13 protein-coding genes are annotated in these 16,580 nt (G+C 67.9%); 4 read left to right on the top strand and 9 right to left on the bottom strand.

Features of this window, described 5'->3' with window-relative positions:
- Window positions 1-5: 5 nt before the first annotated feature.
- Genes ASF72_RS01185 through ASF72_RS01210 form a run of 6 tightly spaced genes read right to left on the bottom strand, consistent with a single transcriptional unit; the run spans window position 6 to window position 5,908 of the window.
- Window positions 6-1,082: an LLM class flavin-dependent oxidoreductase gene (locus ASF72_RS01185; RefSeq protein WP_056595785.1), complete on the bottom strand. Its 1,077-nt coding sequence runs from the start codon at window positions 1,080-1,082 to the stop codon at window positions 6-8.
- Window positions 1,079-1,906, bottom strand: coding sequence for a DUF1684 domain-containing protein (locus ASF72_RS01190; protein WP_056595788.1), 828 nt, complete (start codon window positions 1,904-1,906; stop codon window positions 1,079-1,081). The genes ASF72_RS01185 and ASF72_RS01190 overlap by 4 nt, the downstream gene beginning before the upstream one ends.
- Window positions 1,890-3,020, bottom strand: a complete 1,131-nt coding sequence (locus ASF72_RS01195) for an LLM class flavin-dependent oxidoreductase (protein WP_056595791.1) — start codon at window positions 3,018-3,020, stop codon at window positions 1,890-1,892. The genes ASF72_RS01190 and ASF72_RS01195 overlap by 17 nt, the downstream gene beginning before the upstream one ends.
- Window positions 3,017-4,048 (bottom strand): ABC transporter substrate-binding protein, encoded by a 1,032-nt coding sequence (locus tag ASF72_RS01200; protein ID WP_050685295.1) that lies wholly within the window; start codon window positions 4,046-4,048, stop codon window positions 3,017-3,019. The genes ASF72_RS01195 and ASF72_RS01200 overlap by 4 nt, the downstream gene beginning before the upstream one ends.
- 10 nt (window positions 4,049-4,058) lie before the next feature.
- Window positions 4,059-4,868, bottom strand: coding sequence for an amino acid ABC transporter ATP-binding protein (locus tag ASF72_RS01205; RefSeq protein ID WP_050685296.1), 810 nt, complete (start codon window positions 4,866-4,868; stop codon window positions 4,059-4,061).
- Window positions 4,868-5,908: an amino acid ABC transporter permease gene (locus ASF72_RS01210; protein ID WP_050685297.1), complete on the bottom strand. Its 1,041-nt coding sequence runs from the start codon at window positions 5,906-5,908 to the stop codon at window positions 4,868-4,870. The genes ASF72_RS01205 and ASF72_RS01210 overlap by 1 nt, the downstream gene beginning before the upstream one ends.
- A 316-nt stretch (window positions 5,909-6,224) precedes the next feature.
- Here ASF72_RS01210 and ASF72_RS01215 point away from each other — a divergent pair, with 316 nt between their 5' ends.
- The 4 genes from ASF72_RS01215 to ASF72_RS01230 all read left to right on the top strand — a co-directional run bounded on the left by ASF72_RS01215 (window position 6,225) and on the right by ASF72_RS01230 (window position 11,694).
- Window positions 6,225-8,201 carry an FAD/NAD(P)-binding protein gene (locus ASF72_RS01215; protein WP_056595794.1) on the top strand — a complete coding sequence of 659 codons (1,977 nt, stop codon included), beginning with the start codon at window positions 6,225-6,227 and terminating at the stop codon, window positions 8,199-8,201.
- A gap of 4 nt (window positions 8,202-8,205) precedes the next feature.
- Window positions 8,206-8,745 carry a GNAT family N-acetyltransferase gene (locus ASF72_RS01220; RefSeq protein WP_056595797.1) on the top strand — a complete coding sequence of 180 codons (540 nt, stop codon included), beginning with the start codon at window positions 8,206-8,208 and terminating at the stop codon, window positions 8,743-8,745.
- Window positions 8,746-8,790: 45 nt separating this feature from the next.
- Window positions 8,791-10,521 (top strand): helicase HerA-like domain-containing protein, encoded by a 1,731-nt coding sequence (locus ASF72_RS01225; protein WP_056595800.1) that lies wholly within the window; start codon window positions 8,791-8,793, stop codon window positions 10,519-10,521.
- Between the two features lie 180 nt (window positions 10,522-10,701).
- Window positions 10,702-11,694, top strand: coding sequence for a hypothetical protein (locus ASF72_RS01230; RefSeq protein ID WP_200933601.1), 993 nt, complete (start codon window positions 10,702-10,704; stop codon window positions 11,692-11,694).
- A gap of 63 nt (window positions 11,695-11,757) precedes the next feature.
- Here the strand turns inward: ASF72_RS01230 and ASF72_RS01235 are convergent, their stop codons facing one another.
- The 3 genes from ASF72_RS01235 to ASF72_RS01245 form a co-directional block, all read right to left on the bottom strand.
- The gene (locus ASF72_RS01235) at window positions 11,758-13,758 is read right to left on the bottom strand and encodes an NHL domain-containing thioredoxin family protein (RefSeq protein ID WP_056595803.1); all 2,001 of its coding nucleotides are present in this window, start codon (window positions 13,756-13,758) and stop codon (window positions 11,758-11,760) included.
- Window positions 13,758-15,923 carry a cytochrome c oxidase assembly protein gene (locus tag ASF72_RS01240; RefSeq protein WP_056595806.1) on the bottom strand — a complete coding sequence of 722 codons (2,166 nt, stop codon included), beginning with the start codon at window positions 15,921-15,923 and terminating at the stop codon, window positions 13,758-13,760. The genes ASF72_RS01235 and ASF72_RS01240 overlap by 1 nt, the downstream gene beginning before the upstream one ends.
- Window positions 15,924-16,034: 111 nt before the next feature.
- On the bottom strand, window positions 16,035-16,322 hold the full coding sequence (locus tag ASF72_RS01245) for an HU family DNA-binding protein (RefSeq protein WP_009358243.1): 288 nt from the start codon (window positions 16,320-16,322) through the stop codon (window positions 16,035-16,037).
- Window positions 16,323-16,580 lie beyond the last annotated feature (258 nt).

Here is a 16,580-nt window from a genome sequence, read left to right on the forward strand (position 1 = left end):
TTTCCTTATTCTGCGGCGGCAATGGCGGTTGCGGCGGCGTCGGCGTAGCGGCTGGCGGGGCGGTCAAGGCCCAGCAGGTCCCGGAAGGTGGCATCCTGCAACGGTGCGCGCAGGGCGCCGCTGCGCCGCAGCTCCGGCAGGACCACGCGGGAGAGCTCGTCGAGTTCCACATCGAACGACGCCGGGTGGAGGCGGACGCCGTCGGCTACCGCCAGGATCGGTGCCAGTAAAGCGGCAAGCCCGGCCGCGCTGCCCGTAAAGAGCGCACGGCCGCTGTCCGCCGGCGCGGGGCGGTCTGCCGCTGCCAGCCCGCGTGAGTCCAGGACCACGTCAAGTTCGGCGATGATGGCCACCCCGGTGCGCAGCCGGCTGCGGGCATCCCGGACCTCTGCGGTCAACAGTTCGGGCGTGGGTGCGGTCACCAGGACCGCGTCCACTGCGGCGTCGTCCACCAGTCCGCTGCCCAGCAGGCCCAGCGGGGCGATGACCGGCAGCTGGCCCTGAAGCGGCCGCGGAATGATGGAAGGGCCCTTGATGGAATAGCCGGGGCCGGCCTCTTCCGGGGCGGTGAAGTCCACATAGTGGAGCTTGTCCACGTCGATGTAGCGGCCGGTGGCCACGTCGCGGATGACGGCGTCGTCCTCCCAGGAATCCCAGAGCCTGCGGGAAACCTCGATCGCAGCCGAAGCCTCTTTGGCCAGGCCTTCGCCCGTGACGCTGCGCCGGCCCACAGCTGCGGCGGCCGCCGGGGATTCGGTTGCCGTAGCAATCCAGCCGGCCCGGCCGCCCGAAACGTAGTCCAGGCTGGCCAGCTGGGTGGAGACGTGGAACGGTTCGGTGTACACGGTGTCCACTTCGGGAACCAAGGCGATGGACCGGGTCACGGGGCCGGCAAAGGCTGCGCGCTGCAGCGCGTTGGCACGGCCCGCTTCCGGGGCGTCCTTGAACGTGGCCACGTGGAAACCTGCGGATTCCACTGCCAGCACGGCGGCGGCGAGGGTGCCGGATCCGGCCCCGTCCCAGCCGGCGCCGTCGAGTTCGATGGCCAGGAAACCGGGGCGTGCTGTAGCTGCGGTGCTCACTGCTGGTCCTTCCGTTCGTAGGGTGTCTTTTCGCCGGCTTCGATGGCCACCGGAAGCCGGTTTTCGGCCGGCGGCAGCGGGCAGGTGGCAAGGTCGGTGTAGGCGCAGGGAAGGTTAACGGCGCGGTTGAAGTCGAGCTCCACCGATCCATCAGCGGCCGGAGCCACGGACACCGACCGGTTGGCGGCGTAGGTGGTCTTTCCGGAGGTCTGGTCCGTGAACAGCACCGTGAGGGATCCGGCCGTGTAACCGTTGAACGCGGTCAGCGACAGGTCCTGGCCTTCGAGCCGGAAACGCAGCTCGCCCGGGGCTTCGTAAACGTGCTGGATGCCCTCGACGGCGGCGCCAACGGTGGTGGTGCGCGGCGTTTCGAAGGGCACATACGTCGCGGGGACGGCAAAGGCCGCGTTCGGGGCGTAGGCAGGGGTCCCCTGGTAGGTGCCGAGCAGGGCGTTGTCCGGGTGCCGCGGCCGGACGATGTACAGCCCGCCGCGTTTAGCCAGTTCCACCACTGCGTTACCGGCTGCGAGGTTGATCCCGCCGCGTTCCGGAATGGGGCCAAAGGTGATGGTGGTGCCCGTTGCAGTATTGAGCTCCTGCCCGTCCTGCTCCAGGCTTTCGCCGGCCGCCAGGACCACCGTGACGGTGTCGGCATCCGCGCTCCAGGTGCCCGGTGCGCCGTCCAGCGGGGTGGGCGTGGCGTCAAGCCAATGCAAATGGGTGACGGCGAGGAAGCCGTGCGGGGAGGCCCGGTGCTGTTCGTGGGCTGTGTGCCATTCTTCCCACTCAGCGGCGAACAGCGTCGTTTCAGCGTGCGTAGTCAAGGGTGCTCCTGGTCTGGATGGAAGTGGCTGGGACAGCAGGTTCGGGGCGCAGCCCGTACGGGTCTTCGGCCTCCCACAAGGTGGTGGGAGCGGCGGCCCGCACGGCGGGGATGACTTCAAGGGCGAACCGCTCCAGGATGTCCAGCTGCTGCCCGAAGGGAAGGGTGGTGGGAAGGGAAATGGATTGCAGGTCGTGGCCGTACAGCCCGTGGTAGCTCAGGATCTTGTCCACCACCTGTTCGGGGCTGCCCACCAGGGCCGGTCCTTCCGCCACCGCGTGGTTGATGTCCCGGAAGGGCGAGTTGTTGCCGGGGACGTTGCGGTTGCGGGTCAGCGCCTCGTACACAGGCCCGAACTGGCGGATGGCCTCCTGCGTGGTGTCCGCGATAAACACACCACCGGCGCCGCTGCCCGAGCCAACATACTGGTGTTTCGGGTCATGGCCGTGGCGCTCGTATTCGTCCCGGTAGTGCTGGATCAGCACCTGGTAGTTTTCCCGCGGCTGGATGGCGTTCGCCGTGAACAGCGGGTCCCCCCACTTGGCGGCCAGGGCCGCCGATGTCAGCGTTGTGGCAGAGCCGTGCCAAATCCGGGGCGGGCCGTCAAACGGACGGGGCGTGGTGGTGGTGGGCTCGGTCAGGGGTGCCCGGAACCGGCCGGACCAGGTGAGGTTCTCCTCGCGCCACAGCCGGCGCAGCAGTTCATACTTTTCGGCCAGGAGCTCCCATTGGTGGTCCAGGTCCAGGCCGAAGAGCGGGTACTGGAGCACCTCATTGCCCTTGCCGATCACCAGTTCCAGCCGGCCGCGGCTGAGCTGGTCGATCGTGGCGTAGTCCTCGGCCACCCGGACCGGGTCCAGGACGGAAAGGACGGCGACACCGGTCTGCAGCCGGATCCGCTCCGTGACGGCAGCGATGGCCGCCAGCACCGTGGTGGGCGAGGAGGAGATGAACTCCCCCGCATGCCGCTCACCCACGGAGAACCCGTCGTAGCCCAGTTCCTCGGCCCGCTGTGCGGTCTGCACCACCTGGTTCAGCCGGTCCGCGGTGGAAACGATGTCCCCGGTGAGCGGGTTCTTCAGGTGCGGAATAATGTCCAGGACCTGGAACTTCATTTTGCGGCCCCGAAACTTTCCGCCGTGACCGTTGCCGACTCCGGCAGGGCTTCCTCGCTCAAACCCCAACGTTCCAGGACGTCCCCGTAGCTGCCGTCCTTGATGGCGGCGTTCAGCGCCTCGGTGATGACCGGGGCCAGGCCGTTGCCCCGGAGCGTGGTGGCTGCCACCAGGGTTTCTGCCGGCCAGCCGGCATTGACCTTGCCCACCACTTTGAGGTCGTCGCGGGTGTTTTCCCGGTACACGGTGGACGGGTAGGGGGCGATGTTCAGGTCCGTGCGGCCTGAGGACAGCGCCAGGATGGTATCGGCGTCGGACGAGTAGTACTGCAGCGTGGCCGGGGCCTTGCCCTTGTCCTCAAGTTCCTTGTTCCAGGCCAGCAGGATCTTTTCCTGGTTGGTGCCGGACCCCACGGAAACCTTCAGGCCGGAAATGTCGTCGGAGCCCTTGATGTCGTAGCTTGCGGATTTTTTGGCTTCGAACCCCATAAACGCGGCCCGGTAGGTGGCGAAGTCGAAGAGCTTCACCCGGTCCTTGTTGACGCCCACGTTGGAAAACACGGCTTCGAAGTCGCCCGACTGGGTTTTCAGCGGCCAGTTTTCCCAGGAGGTCACCTGGATGTCCAGGTCCAGGCCCAGCTTGTCCGCTACCAGCTGGGCGATGTCGATCTCCACGCCGATGGGCGTTTTGTCATCCGTGGCGTGGAACGTCAGCGGAATCGACCCTGCCGTGGTGGCGATGGTCAGCTTGCCGTCCTTGCCGATCAGGTCCGGCACCTTGGCGGCGAGCGCGGCGTCCTTCTCTGCCCGGATGCGCTGCTGGTCCGGCGAAGTGTTGTAGACCACTCCGTTGCGGGCCGCCGTCGGCTCCGCCGGGGCCGAGGCGTTTCCAGCGGCGGAGGCGCCGGGGTCGGCGCACGCGGACAAGGCTGCGGTGCCCAGGAGGACGACGGCGGGCAGGGCGGCAAGGGTGCGGACGCGGCGCGGGTGCCGGCGGCCGGCGCCGGGGAGACTGGAGGAGAAAGCCATGGTGGATCCTTTAGATGTTGAAGGCGGGTTCGAGGACCTTGGAGAAGAAGCTCCTGGTGCGCGGTTCGCGGGGGTTGGTGAAGAGTTCCTGGGGTGTGCCCTGTTCCACGATCTGGCCCTGGTCCATAAACACCACGGTGTCCGCGACGTCCCGGGCGAAGCCCATTTCGTGGGTGACGATGATCAGGGTGGTGCCGGACTTGGCCAGTTCACGGATGACGTCCAGCACTTCGTTGACCAGCTCGGGGTCTAGTGCGGACGTTGGCTCGTCGAACAGCAGGATCTTGGGGTCCAGGGCGAGTGCCCGGGCAATGGCCACGCGCTGCTGCTGGCCGCCGGAGAGCTGGCGGGGGTAGGCGTCGGCGCGGTCCTTGAGCCCTACGCGGTCCAGGAGTTCCAGGCCGCGGCGCCGTGCTTCCTCCTTGGTGCTTTTGGCTTTTCCGGGGCGCTGTGCCACCACCGGGGCTTCGGCGACGTTCTCGAGCGCCGTCAGGTGCGGGAAGAGGTTGAAGTTCTGGAACACCATGCCGATTTCGGTGCGCTGCTTCAGGATGTCCTTTTCCCGCAGCTCGTGCAGCCGTTCGCCGCGGACCTCGTAGCCCACCAGCTTTCCGTCGATCGAAATGTGGCCGCCGTCCATCTTTTCGAGGTGGTTGATGGTGCGCAGGAGCGTGGACTTTCCGGAGCCGGAGGGGCCCACAATGACTGCCACGCCGCCTGGTTCCACGGTGAGGCTGACACCTTTAAGGACTTCAGTGGTCCCGAAGGATTTCCTGACCCCGGTGATTTCCACCAGGCCGCGGGTTGGTGTTTCAGTCATCAGAGGCTCCTTGCCCGGTTGCTGTCCACGGCGTGGGTGGCGAAGAATTTGCGGGCCTTCTGCAACGGCGTCAGGGGCAGGTTGCGGACCGCTCCCTTGGAGTAGTGCCGTTCGATGTAGTACTGGAAGACGCTGAGCACCGAGGTGATCACCACGTACCAGAGCGTGGCCACCAGGAGCAGCGGGAGGACCTGCTGGGTGCGGTTGTAAATGACCTGGACGGTGTAGAAGAGCTCCGAGTAGGCCAGCACGTAGACGATCGAGGTGCCCTTGACCAGGCCGATGATCTCGTTGAAGGCGGTGGGCAGGATGGCGCGCATGGCCTGCGGCAGGACGATCCTGGTGGACCGCCGCCAGGCCGGGATGCCCAGCGCCGCAGCAGCCTCCAGCTGGCCCTGGTCCACGGAGAGGATGCCGCCGCGGATGATTTCCGCGGAGTAGGCAGCCTGGTTGAGTGTCAGGCCCAGGACGGCAGCGGCAAACTGGCTGATCAGGGTGGTGGTCTGGATTTCGAAGAACCGGACGTCAGTGAACGGGATGCCCAGGCTGATCTTTTCGTACAGGTAGCCCAGGTTGTACCAGAGCAGCATCTGCACCAGCAGCGGGGTGGACCGGAAAATCCAGGAGAACGTCCAGGACACGGAGACCAGCAGCGGGGAGGCGGAGAGCCGCATCAGCGCCAGGATGAAGCCCAGCACAAAGCCGAGCAATCCGGAGATGGCGGTGAGCTTCAGCGTTTCCACCAGGCCGTTGATGACCGATTGCGCGGTGAACCACTGGGCCACCACGCCCCACTCCCAGCGGGGGTTGGTGGCCAGCGACCAGGCGATCGCCACCACGCCCAGCGCCACGGCCGCGGTGCCCACCCACCGCCACGGGTGTTTGGCCGCCACCACGCGGTAAGCGGAGTAATCGGCGGCCTGCCGGCCCGGGCCACCTGCCGGCGGCTGGCTCCCGGCACCGGCAGCAGCCGGCGCAGGTCCTGCGGACGGGTCCGCAGCCTGTTCCGGCTGCGCCACCCTTGTTGTTGCTGAACTCATGTGCCACCTCGCTTCTGGTCTGTGCCCGGAGCATCCGCCCTGGTCCGCGACATTCTGCCGCGGTTGCTGGCTGCAAATCTAGGACCGCGCCGAGAGGCCCGGCAAGGCGGCAGGTTGCATTCCTTCACCTGGCTTCGCACGGCGTCATGAGTCCGTTTTTTGCCTTTCTTGACGCGGGATGACCCGGAGTTAACGGGCGTGAACAAGGCGCTCGACCGCCGTCGGGAACGCTGCCTACCATGGCACTCCGGCAGCCCCTTCAATGTCCGAAGGTCCCGCTGCCGCAACCCACCACCGCCTGCCACCAGGAGCCCCCATGCCAGCCACCATCCCGGCCATCGTCTTTATTGGCGGCGGGCCCCGTGCGGCAGGCGTCCTGGAGAGGCTGGCAGCCAACCGGCCGGAAGTCTTCGCCGGTCCCGTAAAGATCCACGTGGTGGAGCCGCACGTCCCAGGTTCGGGCCGGATCTGGCGCTACGACCAGGACCCGGGCCTGCTGCTGAACTCCATGGCCGCGGACATCACCATGTTTACCGACGACTCCGTAAGCTGCGACGGCCCGGCGCTGCCCGGGCCGTCGCTGGCGGAGTGGGCCGCCGGGATCCTGTCCGGCAGCATCACGGACGTCCCGGATTTCCCCCGCCCCCTCCAGGAGCAACTGCGCACCCTCACCGGCGCCACGTTCCCCACCCGCCGCCTGCAGAGCCAGTACCTTGAGTGGTTCTTCCGGAGGACCGCCAGGACCTTCGGCCGGAGCCTGACGGTGCACCGGACCACCGCGGAAGACATCACCGCCTCCGACGGCGGCGGCCACGACATAACGCTGGCAAACGGCCGGGTCCTGCACGCCGACCTCCTGGTCACCGCGGTGGGCCACACCGATTCCCTGCCTGATGCCGCGTCCGAACGGTGGCAGGACTTCGCCCGGCGCCACGGCGGGTTCCACGCCGCACCCAGCTACACCACCGACGTCGACTATTCGGCCATCGCACCGGGCCAGGACGTCATCGTGGCCGGCATGGGCCTGGCGTTTGTGGACCTCCTGGTCATCCTGATGGAAGGCCGCGGCGGCAGGTTTGAAGAAGCGGCCGACGGCGGGCTCCGCTACCTTCCGTCCGGACGGGAACCGCGGTTGTGGGCCGGGTCCCGACGCGGTGTTCCCTACCACTCGAAGATCTCCGCTGCCCTTGCCGGTGACGCGCCGGGTCCGTTGGAGTTCTTCACCGCGGACGCGGTGGCCGGGCTGCTGGAACAGCACGGGGAACTGGACTTCCGCAGCCACCTGTGGCCGCTGATCGCCAAGGAGGCCGGGTACGGCTACTACCGCGAGCTGCTGACAGGTGCACCCGGACGCGGCGCCCTGGCCTGGGACACGTTCGCAGTGAAGTACGCGGGCCTGGACTGGTACAGCGACGCCCGCCGGGACCTGGTGGCCGCCGCTGTACCCGATGCCGCGCTCCACCTTGACCTGGAACAGCTGGACCGCCCGTTTGAGGGACGCCTGTTCGAGGGCGCCGAGGATGTCCAGGCCGCCGTGGCCGGCTACATCGAGCATGACCTGGCCCTCCGCGACAGCCCGGACCATCCGGAAACCCTGGCGTTGTTCCTGGCCCTGCTGCGCGTCTACATGGAACTGGGACGGGTGGTTCCCGCGGAGCGGCTCAATGCCCGGTCGCAGCAGACCGTCCACGGCTGGTGGCACGGGTTCTTCAGCTTTGTGGATTCCGGCCCGCCCCCGCACCGGCTCCGGCAGATGCTGGCCCTGCACCGCGCCGGGCTGCTGCAGTTCCTTGGCCCCGGCCTGGAAGTCTCAGCCGATGAAACAACCGGCGCCTTCCACGCCACGTCCCGGCAGTCCGGCGCGGGCATCAGCGCCACCGCCTTCATCGAGGCCCGGCTGCCGGCCACCTCCTTGGCCCGGACCCGCAACCCTGCCCTGGCCGCCCTGCACCGGACCGGGCTCGGCACCGAGCAGCAGCTGCTGACGGCGGACGGGATCCATTCCACCGGCAAGCTTCTGGTCAACGGGGACCTTCAACTGGTGGGCGCCTGCGGCCAACCCCAGGCGGCGGTCTTCGGAATCGGGCCCGGCACCTCGGGCTGGGGCGCCGGCGCGTTTGCGCGGCCCTCGACCAACGCGGCACCGTTCCGGGAGAATGATGCCCTGGCCCGGCGGATCCTCGCCGCAGCGCAATCGCTCGCAGCAGCATCCGCCGCCGCTTCGGCGACCGCACCAACGCAGTATCCGCAACCAACCCGTCATCCCCAACCAGCCGCCGTCGGAAAGAACTGAAACCATGACTGCCGAACCCACTGTGGCGCACCACCCCCTCGACCCGGCCTCGCTGGCCGTCCTGAGCCTGCCCATGGATGACCCCAGGGTCCGCCCGCTCCTGGACGAGCTCGCCGTCGAATACGGCACCCGCTACAACGACCTCTTCGGCGACCGGGAGGTGGCCGACGAACTGAACCGGTACCCGGCAGCCGAGTTCGCCGCCCCCGGCGGGGCGCTGCTGATCATCCAGGAAAACGGCGAATCCATCGCCGGCGGCGCGTTCCGCCGCTACGACGCCACCACCGCTGAGTTCAAGCGGATCTGGACCGCCACCGGGCACCGGCGCCGCGGCCTGGGCCGGCTGGTCCTGGCCGAACTGGAGGCCGTGGCCGCCCAGGCCGGGTACACGGCCGTGTACCTCACCACAGGACCGAGGCAACCCGAAGCCAAGCACCTGTACCTCAGCACCGGCTACCAGGCGCAGTTCGACCTTGACGCGGATCCCGAGACCATTGGCGCGCTGGCCTTCACCAAGGAACTTCCCCCGGTTCCACAGCCCTGAGACGCACGCCACCACAAAGGGCCCTGCCGCCGCTAAGCTAACGCCATGGCCATCAAAACCACAGCAGAGAAGCTCGCCACCATCCAGAAGGGCTACACCCTGGAAGGCGCCACCATCGAGCTGGGGGCCGCCATCATCGACGGCGAACTCCACAAGGACGCGCCGGTGCGGCTGCCGCTGGCCATGATGAACCGGCACGGGCTGGTGGCCGGCGCCACCGGTACCGGCAAGACCGTCACGCTGCACATGATGGCCGAGCAGCTGTCCACGGCGGGTGTGCCGGTGTTCCTGGCCGACATCAAGGGCGACCTCTCCGGCCTGGCCACCGCTGCGCCGGGGAGCGAAAAACTGGCAGCCCGCACGGACAGCATCGGGCAGGCCTGGCAGGGCAAGTCGTACCCGGTGGAGTTCCTGGCCCTGGGCGGCGACGGGGTGGGGGTTCCTGTCCGGGCCACCATCACCTCGTTCGGGCCCATCCTGCTGTCCCGCATCATGGAGCTCAACGACACCCAGGAATCCAGCCTGCAGCTGGTCTTCTACTTTGCAGACAAAAACAACCTGGAACTGATCGACCTGAAGGACCTCCGCGCCGTTATCCAGTTCCTGACCTCCGATGAGGGCAAAGAGCAGCTGGCCGAGCTCGGCGGGCTCTCCAAAGCCACCGCCGGCGTCATCCTGCGCGAGCTGGTCAACCTCGAGGCCCAGGGGCTGGAGAAGTTCTTCGGCGAGCCGGAGTTCGACACCGCCGAGCTGCTGCGCACCGCCCCGGACGGGCGCGGGGTGATCAGCTGCCTGGAACTGCCCACCCTGCAGGACAGGCCCATGCTGTTTTCCACGTTCCTGATGTGGCTGCTGGCCGACCTGTTCGAGGACCTGCCCGAAGCCGGCGACCTGGACAAACCCAAACTGGTCTTCTTCCTGGACGAGGCGCACCTGCTGTTCAACGGCGCCTCCAAAGCCTTCCTGTCCGCCATCACCACCACCGTCCGGCTCATCCGGTCCAAGGGCGTGGGGATCTTCTTTGTCACCCAAACCCCCAAGGATGTGCCCGCGGAAGTGCTGGGCCAGCTGGCCAACCGGGTCCAGCACGCGCTGCGCGCGTTCACCCCCGAGGACGCCAAAGCCCTGAAAGCCACCGTCTCCACCTTCCCGGTCAGCGACTACGACCTCGAGGAGACCCTCACCTCCGCCGGCATCGGCGAAGCCGTCATCACCGTGATGAACGACAGGGGCGCGCCCACCCCCGTGGCCCTCACCCGGCTGCGTGCCCCCGAATCCGTGATGGGACCCAGCGACCCTGCCCTGGTCCAGCAAAGCGTTGGCGCGTCGGCACTGCTGGCCAAGTACGGCACCGCCGTGGACAACCACTCCGCGTACGAGAAACTGACCGGCAAGTCGGCCGCCACCACCGCCACCGGCCCGGCCGCTCCCGGCCAGCCCCCGCTGCCCGCAGGCGCACCCAACAAGGATGGGCAGGGCACCGGCGGGCCTGCCGATCTCGACGCCGAGGCCCGCCGGATCGAGGAAGAAATCCTGGGCCGGCCCAGCAGCAGGCCCGCCCCCACATCACCGGCGCCCGCCGAACAGCCCCGGGCGCAGGCGCCACGCCAGGCCCCACAACAGAACGCCGGCGGCGGGATGATGGGCGATCTCGGCGGGCTGCTGGGCGGAGCCCTGGGCGGCGGCATTAAAAGCATGGCCAGGTCCGTGGGCACCCAGCTGGGCCGGGAACTCCTGCGCGGCGTGTTCGGCACGTCCTCCCGGCGCCGCCGCTGAGCCAGCACCGCTGAGCCGCCGCCGCGGACTCCCCGCGCCTGGCGGAACGGCACCCTGCCGGCCGTCCCCCGGGCCTGCGGGCCGCCGTCGGACGCGTCTTTCCGGCGACGTCACGCCACGCGCCACGCGCACGCCGACTTTAGCGGGGTTGGCACGCACGTTAGTGTAAGGACCGTGCAGATGAGTCAAGCGTTGGTGAGGATAGCGGCCGGATGGCTGCTGGGCCTGATGCTTGCCGTCGCCGGCGCCGTTGTGGCGATCAACGTGGTGAACAATACGGTGGCCAGTCCGCAGCAACCGGTGCGCGAGTACCTGGACGCGCTGCAGAGCGGCGACGGGGGCCGGGCCCTGGGCCTGCTGCGGGCCACGGTTCCGCCGTCCAATGCCGCGATGCTGGACGGGACGGCGCTGCAGACGGCAACGTCGCGGCTGTCCAACGTGGACATCGGCGATCCGGAGGACCAGCCGGGCAACCGCGTGATGGTTCCCTTGGAGTACACCATTGACGGCAGCCGGCTCCGCAGCGAGTTTGTGCTGGAAAAGACCGGCACGGAGTGGCTTTTCTTTAACACCTGGGCGTTTGTCCCGTCCCGGCTGCCCACGGTGGACATCACGGTGGTCAACGGCAGCGAGGCGATCGTCAACGGCGCCGCCGTCAACATGCCCAACGGCAGGAACTCGTTCGCGGTGTTTTACCCCGGCGAATATGAGGCTTCCCTGAACGGGCAGTACTTCGCCGCGCCTGCCACCCGGGCGACGGTCACGGCCCGGGACGCCCCCGTGGCGCCCCTGAACCTGCTGACGCAGGCCACCGACAGGCTGAAGCAGGACGTTGCGGCAAAGGTAAAGGAATTCCTGGACGGCTGCGCCGGCGAAGCGGTCAAGGAGCAGAAACTCCAGCCCGACTGCCCGTTCTATTACGCCAGCAACAACCGGGTCCAGGACGGCACCATCAAGTGGAACGTCACCAAGTATCCCGGCGTGTCCATCGAGCCGTTCGACGGCCGGTGGGTGGTGGCGCCCCTGGACGGGAAGGCCACCGTGGAAGCCCTGCAGCAAAACGCGTTCACCGGCATCTGGTACCCGCTCAAGGAAGAAGTGGACTTCAGTTTCACCACCCGCCTGGACGTCACCCCGGATGCTGTGCGCGTCACCCCGCAGCTGAGCTTCTAGCCCGCCGCCCCCAACGATCCGTCAGGGGCGGCTGCTTTTACGGAAGCGGACGACGGCGGCGCGTCAGTCCATGCCGCGGAGGTCCAGTACCAGCCCGGTATCGCCGTCCGCCTGCAGCAGCACGGGAATGCCCCAGTCCTGCTGGTACAGGTGGCAGGCGGCGTGGTCGGGGATCTCGCCGTCCTCGGTCTCCGGACCGTCGCAGGCAGCGGCCCGGGCGGTGATGTGCAGGACACCTTCGGGGACGTCGGCCGAGAGCTCCAGGGTGCGGCGCAGGCCCACCGAGGTGCCGCCGCCGGACAGCAGCAGCTCCGGCGGGGTGGCGGAGATCTTCAGCTGGGTGGGGTCTCCCCACCGGTCGTCGAGTTTCTGGCCCGTCGGGGCCGTGAAACGGACCGTGAGCTCCAGGAGGCCCGGCGCCACCGGACTCTTGGGCCGCTGCGTCCGGGACGCGCCCTCGTCCACCTGCTGGGCTTCCTTGGGGATGGGCACGTACACCAGCTGGTGCCGGTTGGCTTCCACCACCACCAGCAGCGGCTCGGAGCCTGCGGCCTGGGTGTGGTCAACGATCACGTCGGACGGCTCGGCCAGGCCACGGGCCAGGGTGGACACAGTCCCGGCCACGGGATCGAACCGGCGTACGGCGCCGTTGTAGGTGTCGGCGATGGCCACGGATCCGTCGGGGAGGACGGTGACGCCCAGCGGATGCTGCAGCCGGGCCCCGGCGGCGGGGCCGTCGCGGAATCCGAAGTCGAACAAGCCCTGGCCCACAGCCGTTTCCACGGTGACGGTGCCGGCGTCGTCAATGACCAGCCTGCGGAGCGCCGAGGTCTCGGAGTCGGCTACCCAGATGTTCCCGTCAGCGTCTTCGGCCAGGCCGGAGGACTGGGCAAACCAGGCCTCGTGGGCGGCACCGTCCAACAGGCCCTCCAGTCCGTTGCCGGCCACGATGGAGACCGCGCCGGTGCAGGGGTCGAAGCCGAAGATCTGGTGGGTGCCGGCCATGGCAACCACCACGGCGTTGAGCTTGCCGGACCACACCACGTCCCACGGTGAGCTCAGCGAGACGTCCAGCGGGTGCGCACTGAGCTGGCCGGTGAAGCCGGCGGCGTCCTCGTCCACCCGGGCGGGGCCGGTCTCCAGCAGACGCTGGATGCCGTTGCCCACCAGTGTGGTGGCCTGCCCGTCGCGCAGCGAGAGCCCACGCAGCCTGTGGTTGACGGAGTCGGCGATGACCACGTCGTAGCCAACTGAGGCTGCCACATCGTCCGGCAGGAGCACCAGGCCCTGGGGCTCGTTGAACTGCGCCGTGGCCGCGTCACCGGCGGCCTGGCCGTCAACGTGGCCCTTGGTGCCGGTGCCGTAGGCGGCCAGGACCGTCTGGAAATCGGTACCCAGTTCCACCAGGCGGTGGTGCCCCGTGTCGGTGACCAGCCAGGAACCCTTGGCAGCGGCAGCACCGTCGTCGGACACTGCACTGGAGCCCGCGGAGCCGCGGCCCGGCGGCAGGAAAAGCGCCTTGCCCGGGAAGCGGAGCGTGCCGGAGGTGGCAACCGGTGCCACGTAGGGGCCGGAGCCTCGGTGCAGGGTGCCCTTGGCCTCATGTTCGGCGATCAGCTCGGGGATCAGCACCGCGAGGCCGTCCGCGTGGCCTTCACCGGACAGGTGCGCCACGATGTAGCCCTCGGGGTCGATGACCACCAGGGTGGGCCAGGCGCGGGCGGCGTACGCCTTCCAGGTCTCCAGTTCAGGGTCATCCAGCACGGGGTGGTGGATGTCGTAGCGTTCCACGGCGGCGGCAAGGGCCACGGGGTCGGCCTCGTGTTCAAACTTGGGTGAGTGGACTCCCACGGTGACCAGCACGTCGGAGTACTGCTCCTCCAGGGGGCGCAGCTCGTCCAGGACGTGGAGGCAGTTGATGCAGCAGAAGGTCCAGAAGTCCAGGAGCACAATCTTGCCGCGCAGGGCTTCAAGGTCCAGGGACTTGCCGCCGGTGTTCAACCAGTTGCGGCCCACCAGTTCGGAGGCGCGGACCCGGTGGTGGGTACGTACTGTTTCGCTCATCAGCGTCCTTCCAGCTTTGAATTGCGGTCAGCCAGCTTGGCGTCGCGTTCAGCCAATTTGGCAAACATATCGTTGTAAGCGGTCATATCGGCGTCGTTATTCCTGTCCGCCGCCCGGTCCACGCGTTTGGACTCGCGCTGGTCGGACCGCGACCACATGATCGCGACGCCGATGGCCACCAGGAGGGTGGGGACCTCACCGATGCCCCACGCCACGGCGCCACCTGTCTGCTGGTCCATCAGGGCCGACTGGCCCCAGGTCCGGCCCAGGTTGCCGAAGTAGTCGGCGGCCAGCAGGTTGGTGCCGCCCATGATGGACACCCCGAAGAAGGCGTGGAAGCCCATGGTGGCCAGGAGCAGGAGCAGCCGCATGGGGTACGGCGCCCGGCGCGGCAGCGGGTCCGAGCCGATCATGGTGAGCACAAAGATGTAGCCGGTCAGCAGGAAGTGCACGTTCATCAGCTCGTGGCCCACGTGCTCCCGCATGGCGAGGCCGAACAGGTCCGAGTAGTAGAAGAGCACAATCGAGCCGGCGAAGTTGGCGGCCGCAAACAGCGGATGCGTCACGAGTTGCGAGAACTTTGAGTGGACAAAAACCAGGATCCATTCCCTCGCGCCCCGCGAACCGTCACCGCGGGCGGGCAGTGCCCGCAGGGCAAGGGTGACCGGTGCGCCAAGCACCAGGAAGATAGGCGCCACCATGGTCAGGGCCATGTGGTCCACCATGTGCGCCGAGAACAGGATGCGGCCGTACACCGCAGGCGGTCCCGAGGTGATGAACGTCAGGACGGCCAGGCCCACCACCCAGTTGATGGTGCGGAACCAGTTCCACTTGTCGCCGCGCCGCAGGACCTTGGCGACGCCCAACGCGTAAGCAACCAGGCCGAACAGCGCCACGGCAATCCAGAGCCAGTCCAGCCGCCACTCGGTCAACCAGCGCTCCGGGGTCAGTTCCGGGGGCAGCTCGTAACCGGTCAGGATAAAGGCCGGGGAAGCGTCCGGCGCGTAGGTGGTGGGCTGAGGCGGGGCGGAACGGCCCAGCGCCACGGCGATACCGGACGTTGCGCCCATGATCAGCAGCTCCGCCAGCACCAGCTGCCACAGGACCCGGCGGGTGGACATGGCGGCGCCCTTGCGGCCCAGCTGCGGGATGACCCATTGCCGGTGCATAAACCCGATGCCGCCCAGCACCAGCGTGGCAGTGGTCTTCGCAAGGATGAGCTGGCCGTACACGGAGCCGAAGAGATCTGCCCAGCTGGTGATCCTGATGCTGGCGTTGATGATGCCCGACGCGAGGACCAGGACGAAGGCAAAACCGGCCAGCGTGGAGAACCTGCGCAGGACCGCCTCGGTGAGGTCCGTTGTTGCGCCGGCTTTGGCGCCGGTGAGGATTCCGGAGAGCAGCACCAGCATGATGATGCCGCCCACCCAGGCGCTGACGCCCACCAGGTGCAGGCCCAGCGAATTGATGGCGCCTTCGTGGTCCGAGGAACTGGATGAATGGCCGATCAGGGCGGTGGGTACCAGCCCTGCGAGGGCCAGGATCAAGGTCAGGGCCAGCCCGCCGAGGGAGCGGACCCCGAACAGGGCGGTGGTGACCACGGCGGCGATGATCGTGACGGCCAGCCAGGCCCGGCCCGTTTCGATGTCGGTCATGAAGTAAACCAGGGCCTTGGTGAACTCCGCGTCGCCGGAGACCGGCTGTCCCGCCACATCGGAATAGGTCAGCACCAGGACGGCGATGGCGGAGAGCGTCCAGATGGCACCGGCGCCCGCAGCAATCGACAGGGCCCGGGTGAAGGCCGGATGCTCGGCGGCCTCGCCGTCGGCTGCGGCCGCCCTGCCGCGGTTACGGCGGCCCAGGTGTTTGGGCAGGATCCCCACGGCGAAGATCAGGCCGCCGATAACAGTGGCAAGGGCGATGTTGTGGATGGCCTTGCTGGCGGGCAGGCCCCAGCGGACCAGCTCACCGGGGTCGGAGACCGACCGGGCCGCAGCGGCGCCGGAGAAAATCAGTGCGGCGGCCAGGCCCAGGAACAGGGCGCCGAGCCCCGCCAGCTGCCAGCCCAGCGAAATACCCGGGGCGCCGCCGTTGCGCCCCCGCCCTCCCTTGCCGGGAGGGGACTGAAGCGGCACGGAACGTGGTTTGGCGGCAGAAGACACCATTCCATTGTCCGCTACACCCGGGCGGGCGGCGAATCGGCTTAAAGCAAAAGGAGCGGCAACCGGATGGTTGCCGCTCCTTGCCGGTGCCGGCTGTGCGCCGGGCCGGAAAGCCTACTTCTTGTTGGAAACAGCAGCCTTCAGCTTCGAACCTGCGGTCAGCTTAACGCTGTGGCCCGCGGCGATCTGGATGGTCTCGCCCGTCTGCGGGTTGCGGCCGGTGCGTGCAGCACGGTCGGTGCGCTCGACTGCGAGCCAGCCCGGGATGGTGATCTTTTCGCCGGCAGCGACGGACGTCTCGAAGACCTCGAACAGGGCATCGAGGACGGAGTTGACGGCTGCCTGGCTGGTGCCGGCCTTGCCAGCTACCTCTGCAACAAGTTCACTACGGTTCTTAGCCATTTATGTCCTCCTGGACGGTTTGATCTGGAGCCTGCACACGGCATGCGCACAAGCCACTGTTCGAAAACTTACCAGCTTGGGCGCCGCGGTACGGCAAATTCCGCGTGTTTCCGCCAGTTTTTGAGGTTAATCACCGGAATTCCGGCCTAATTTGTCCCCATTTTGCGTTTCTGCCCGGGTCAACCGCTCCAACCTGTCCTGCCTGTGGTGGGGTCGGTGGCGTCCCGTCTGTCCCCCCTCGTTGTGGTATCGGTTGTG

This window comes from Arthrobacter sp. Leaf141 (genome assembly GCF_001424565.1).
Taxonomy (GTDB): domain Bacteria; phylum Actinomycetota; class Actinomycetes; order Actinomycetales; family Micrococcaceae; genus Arthrobacter.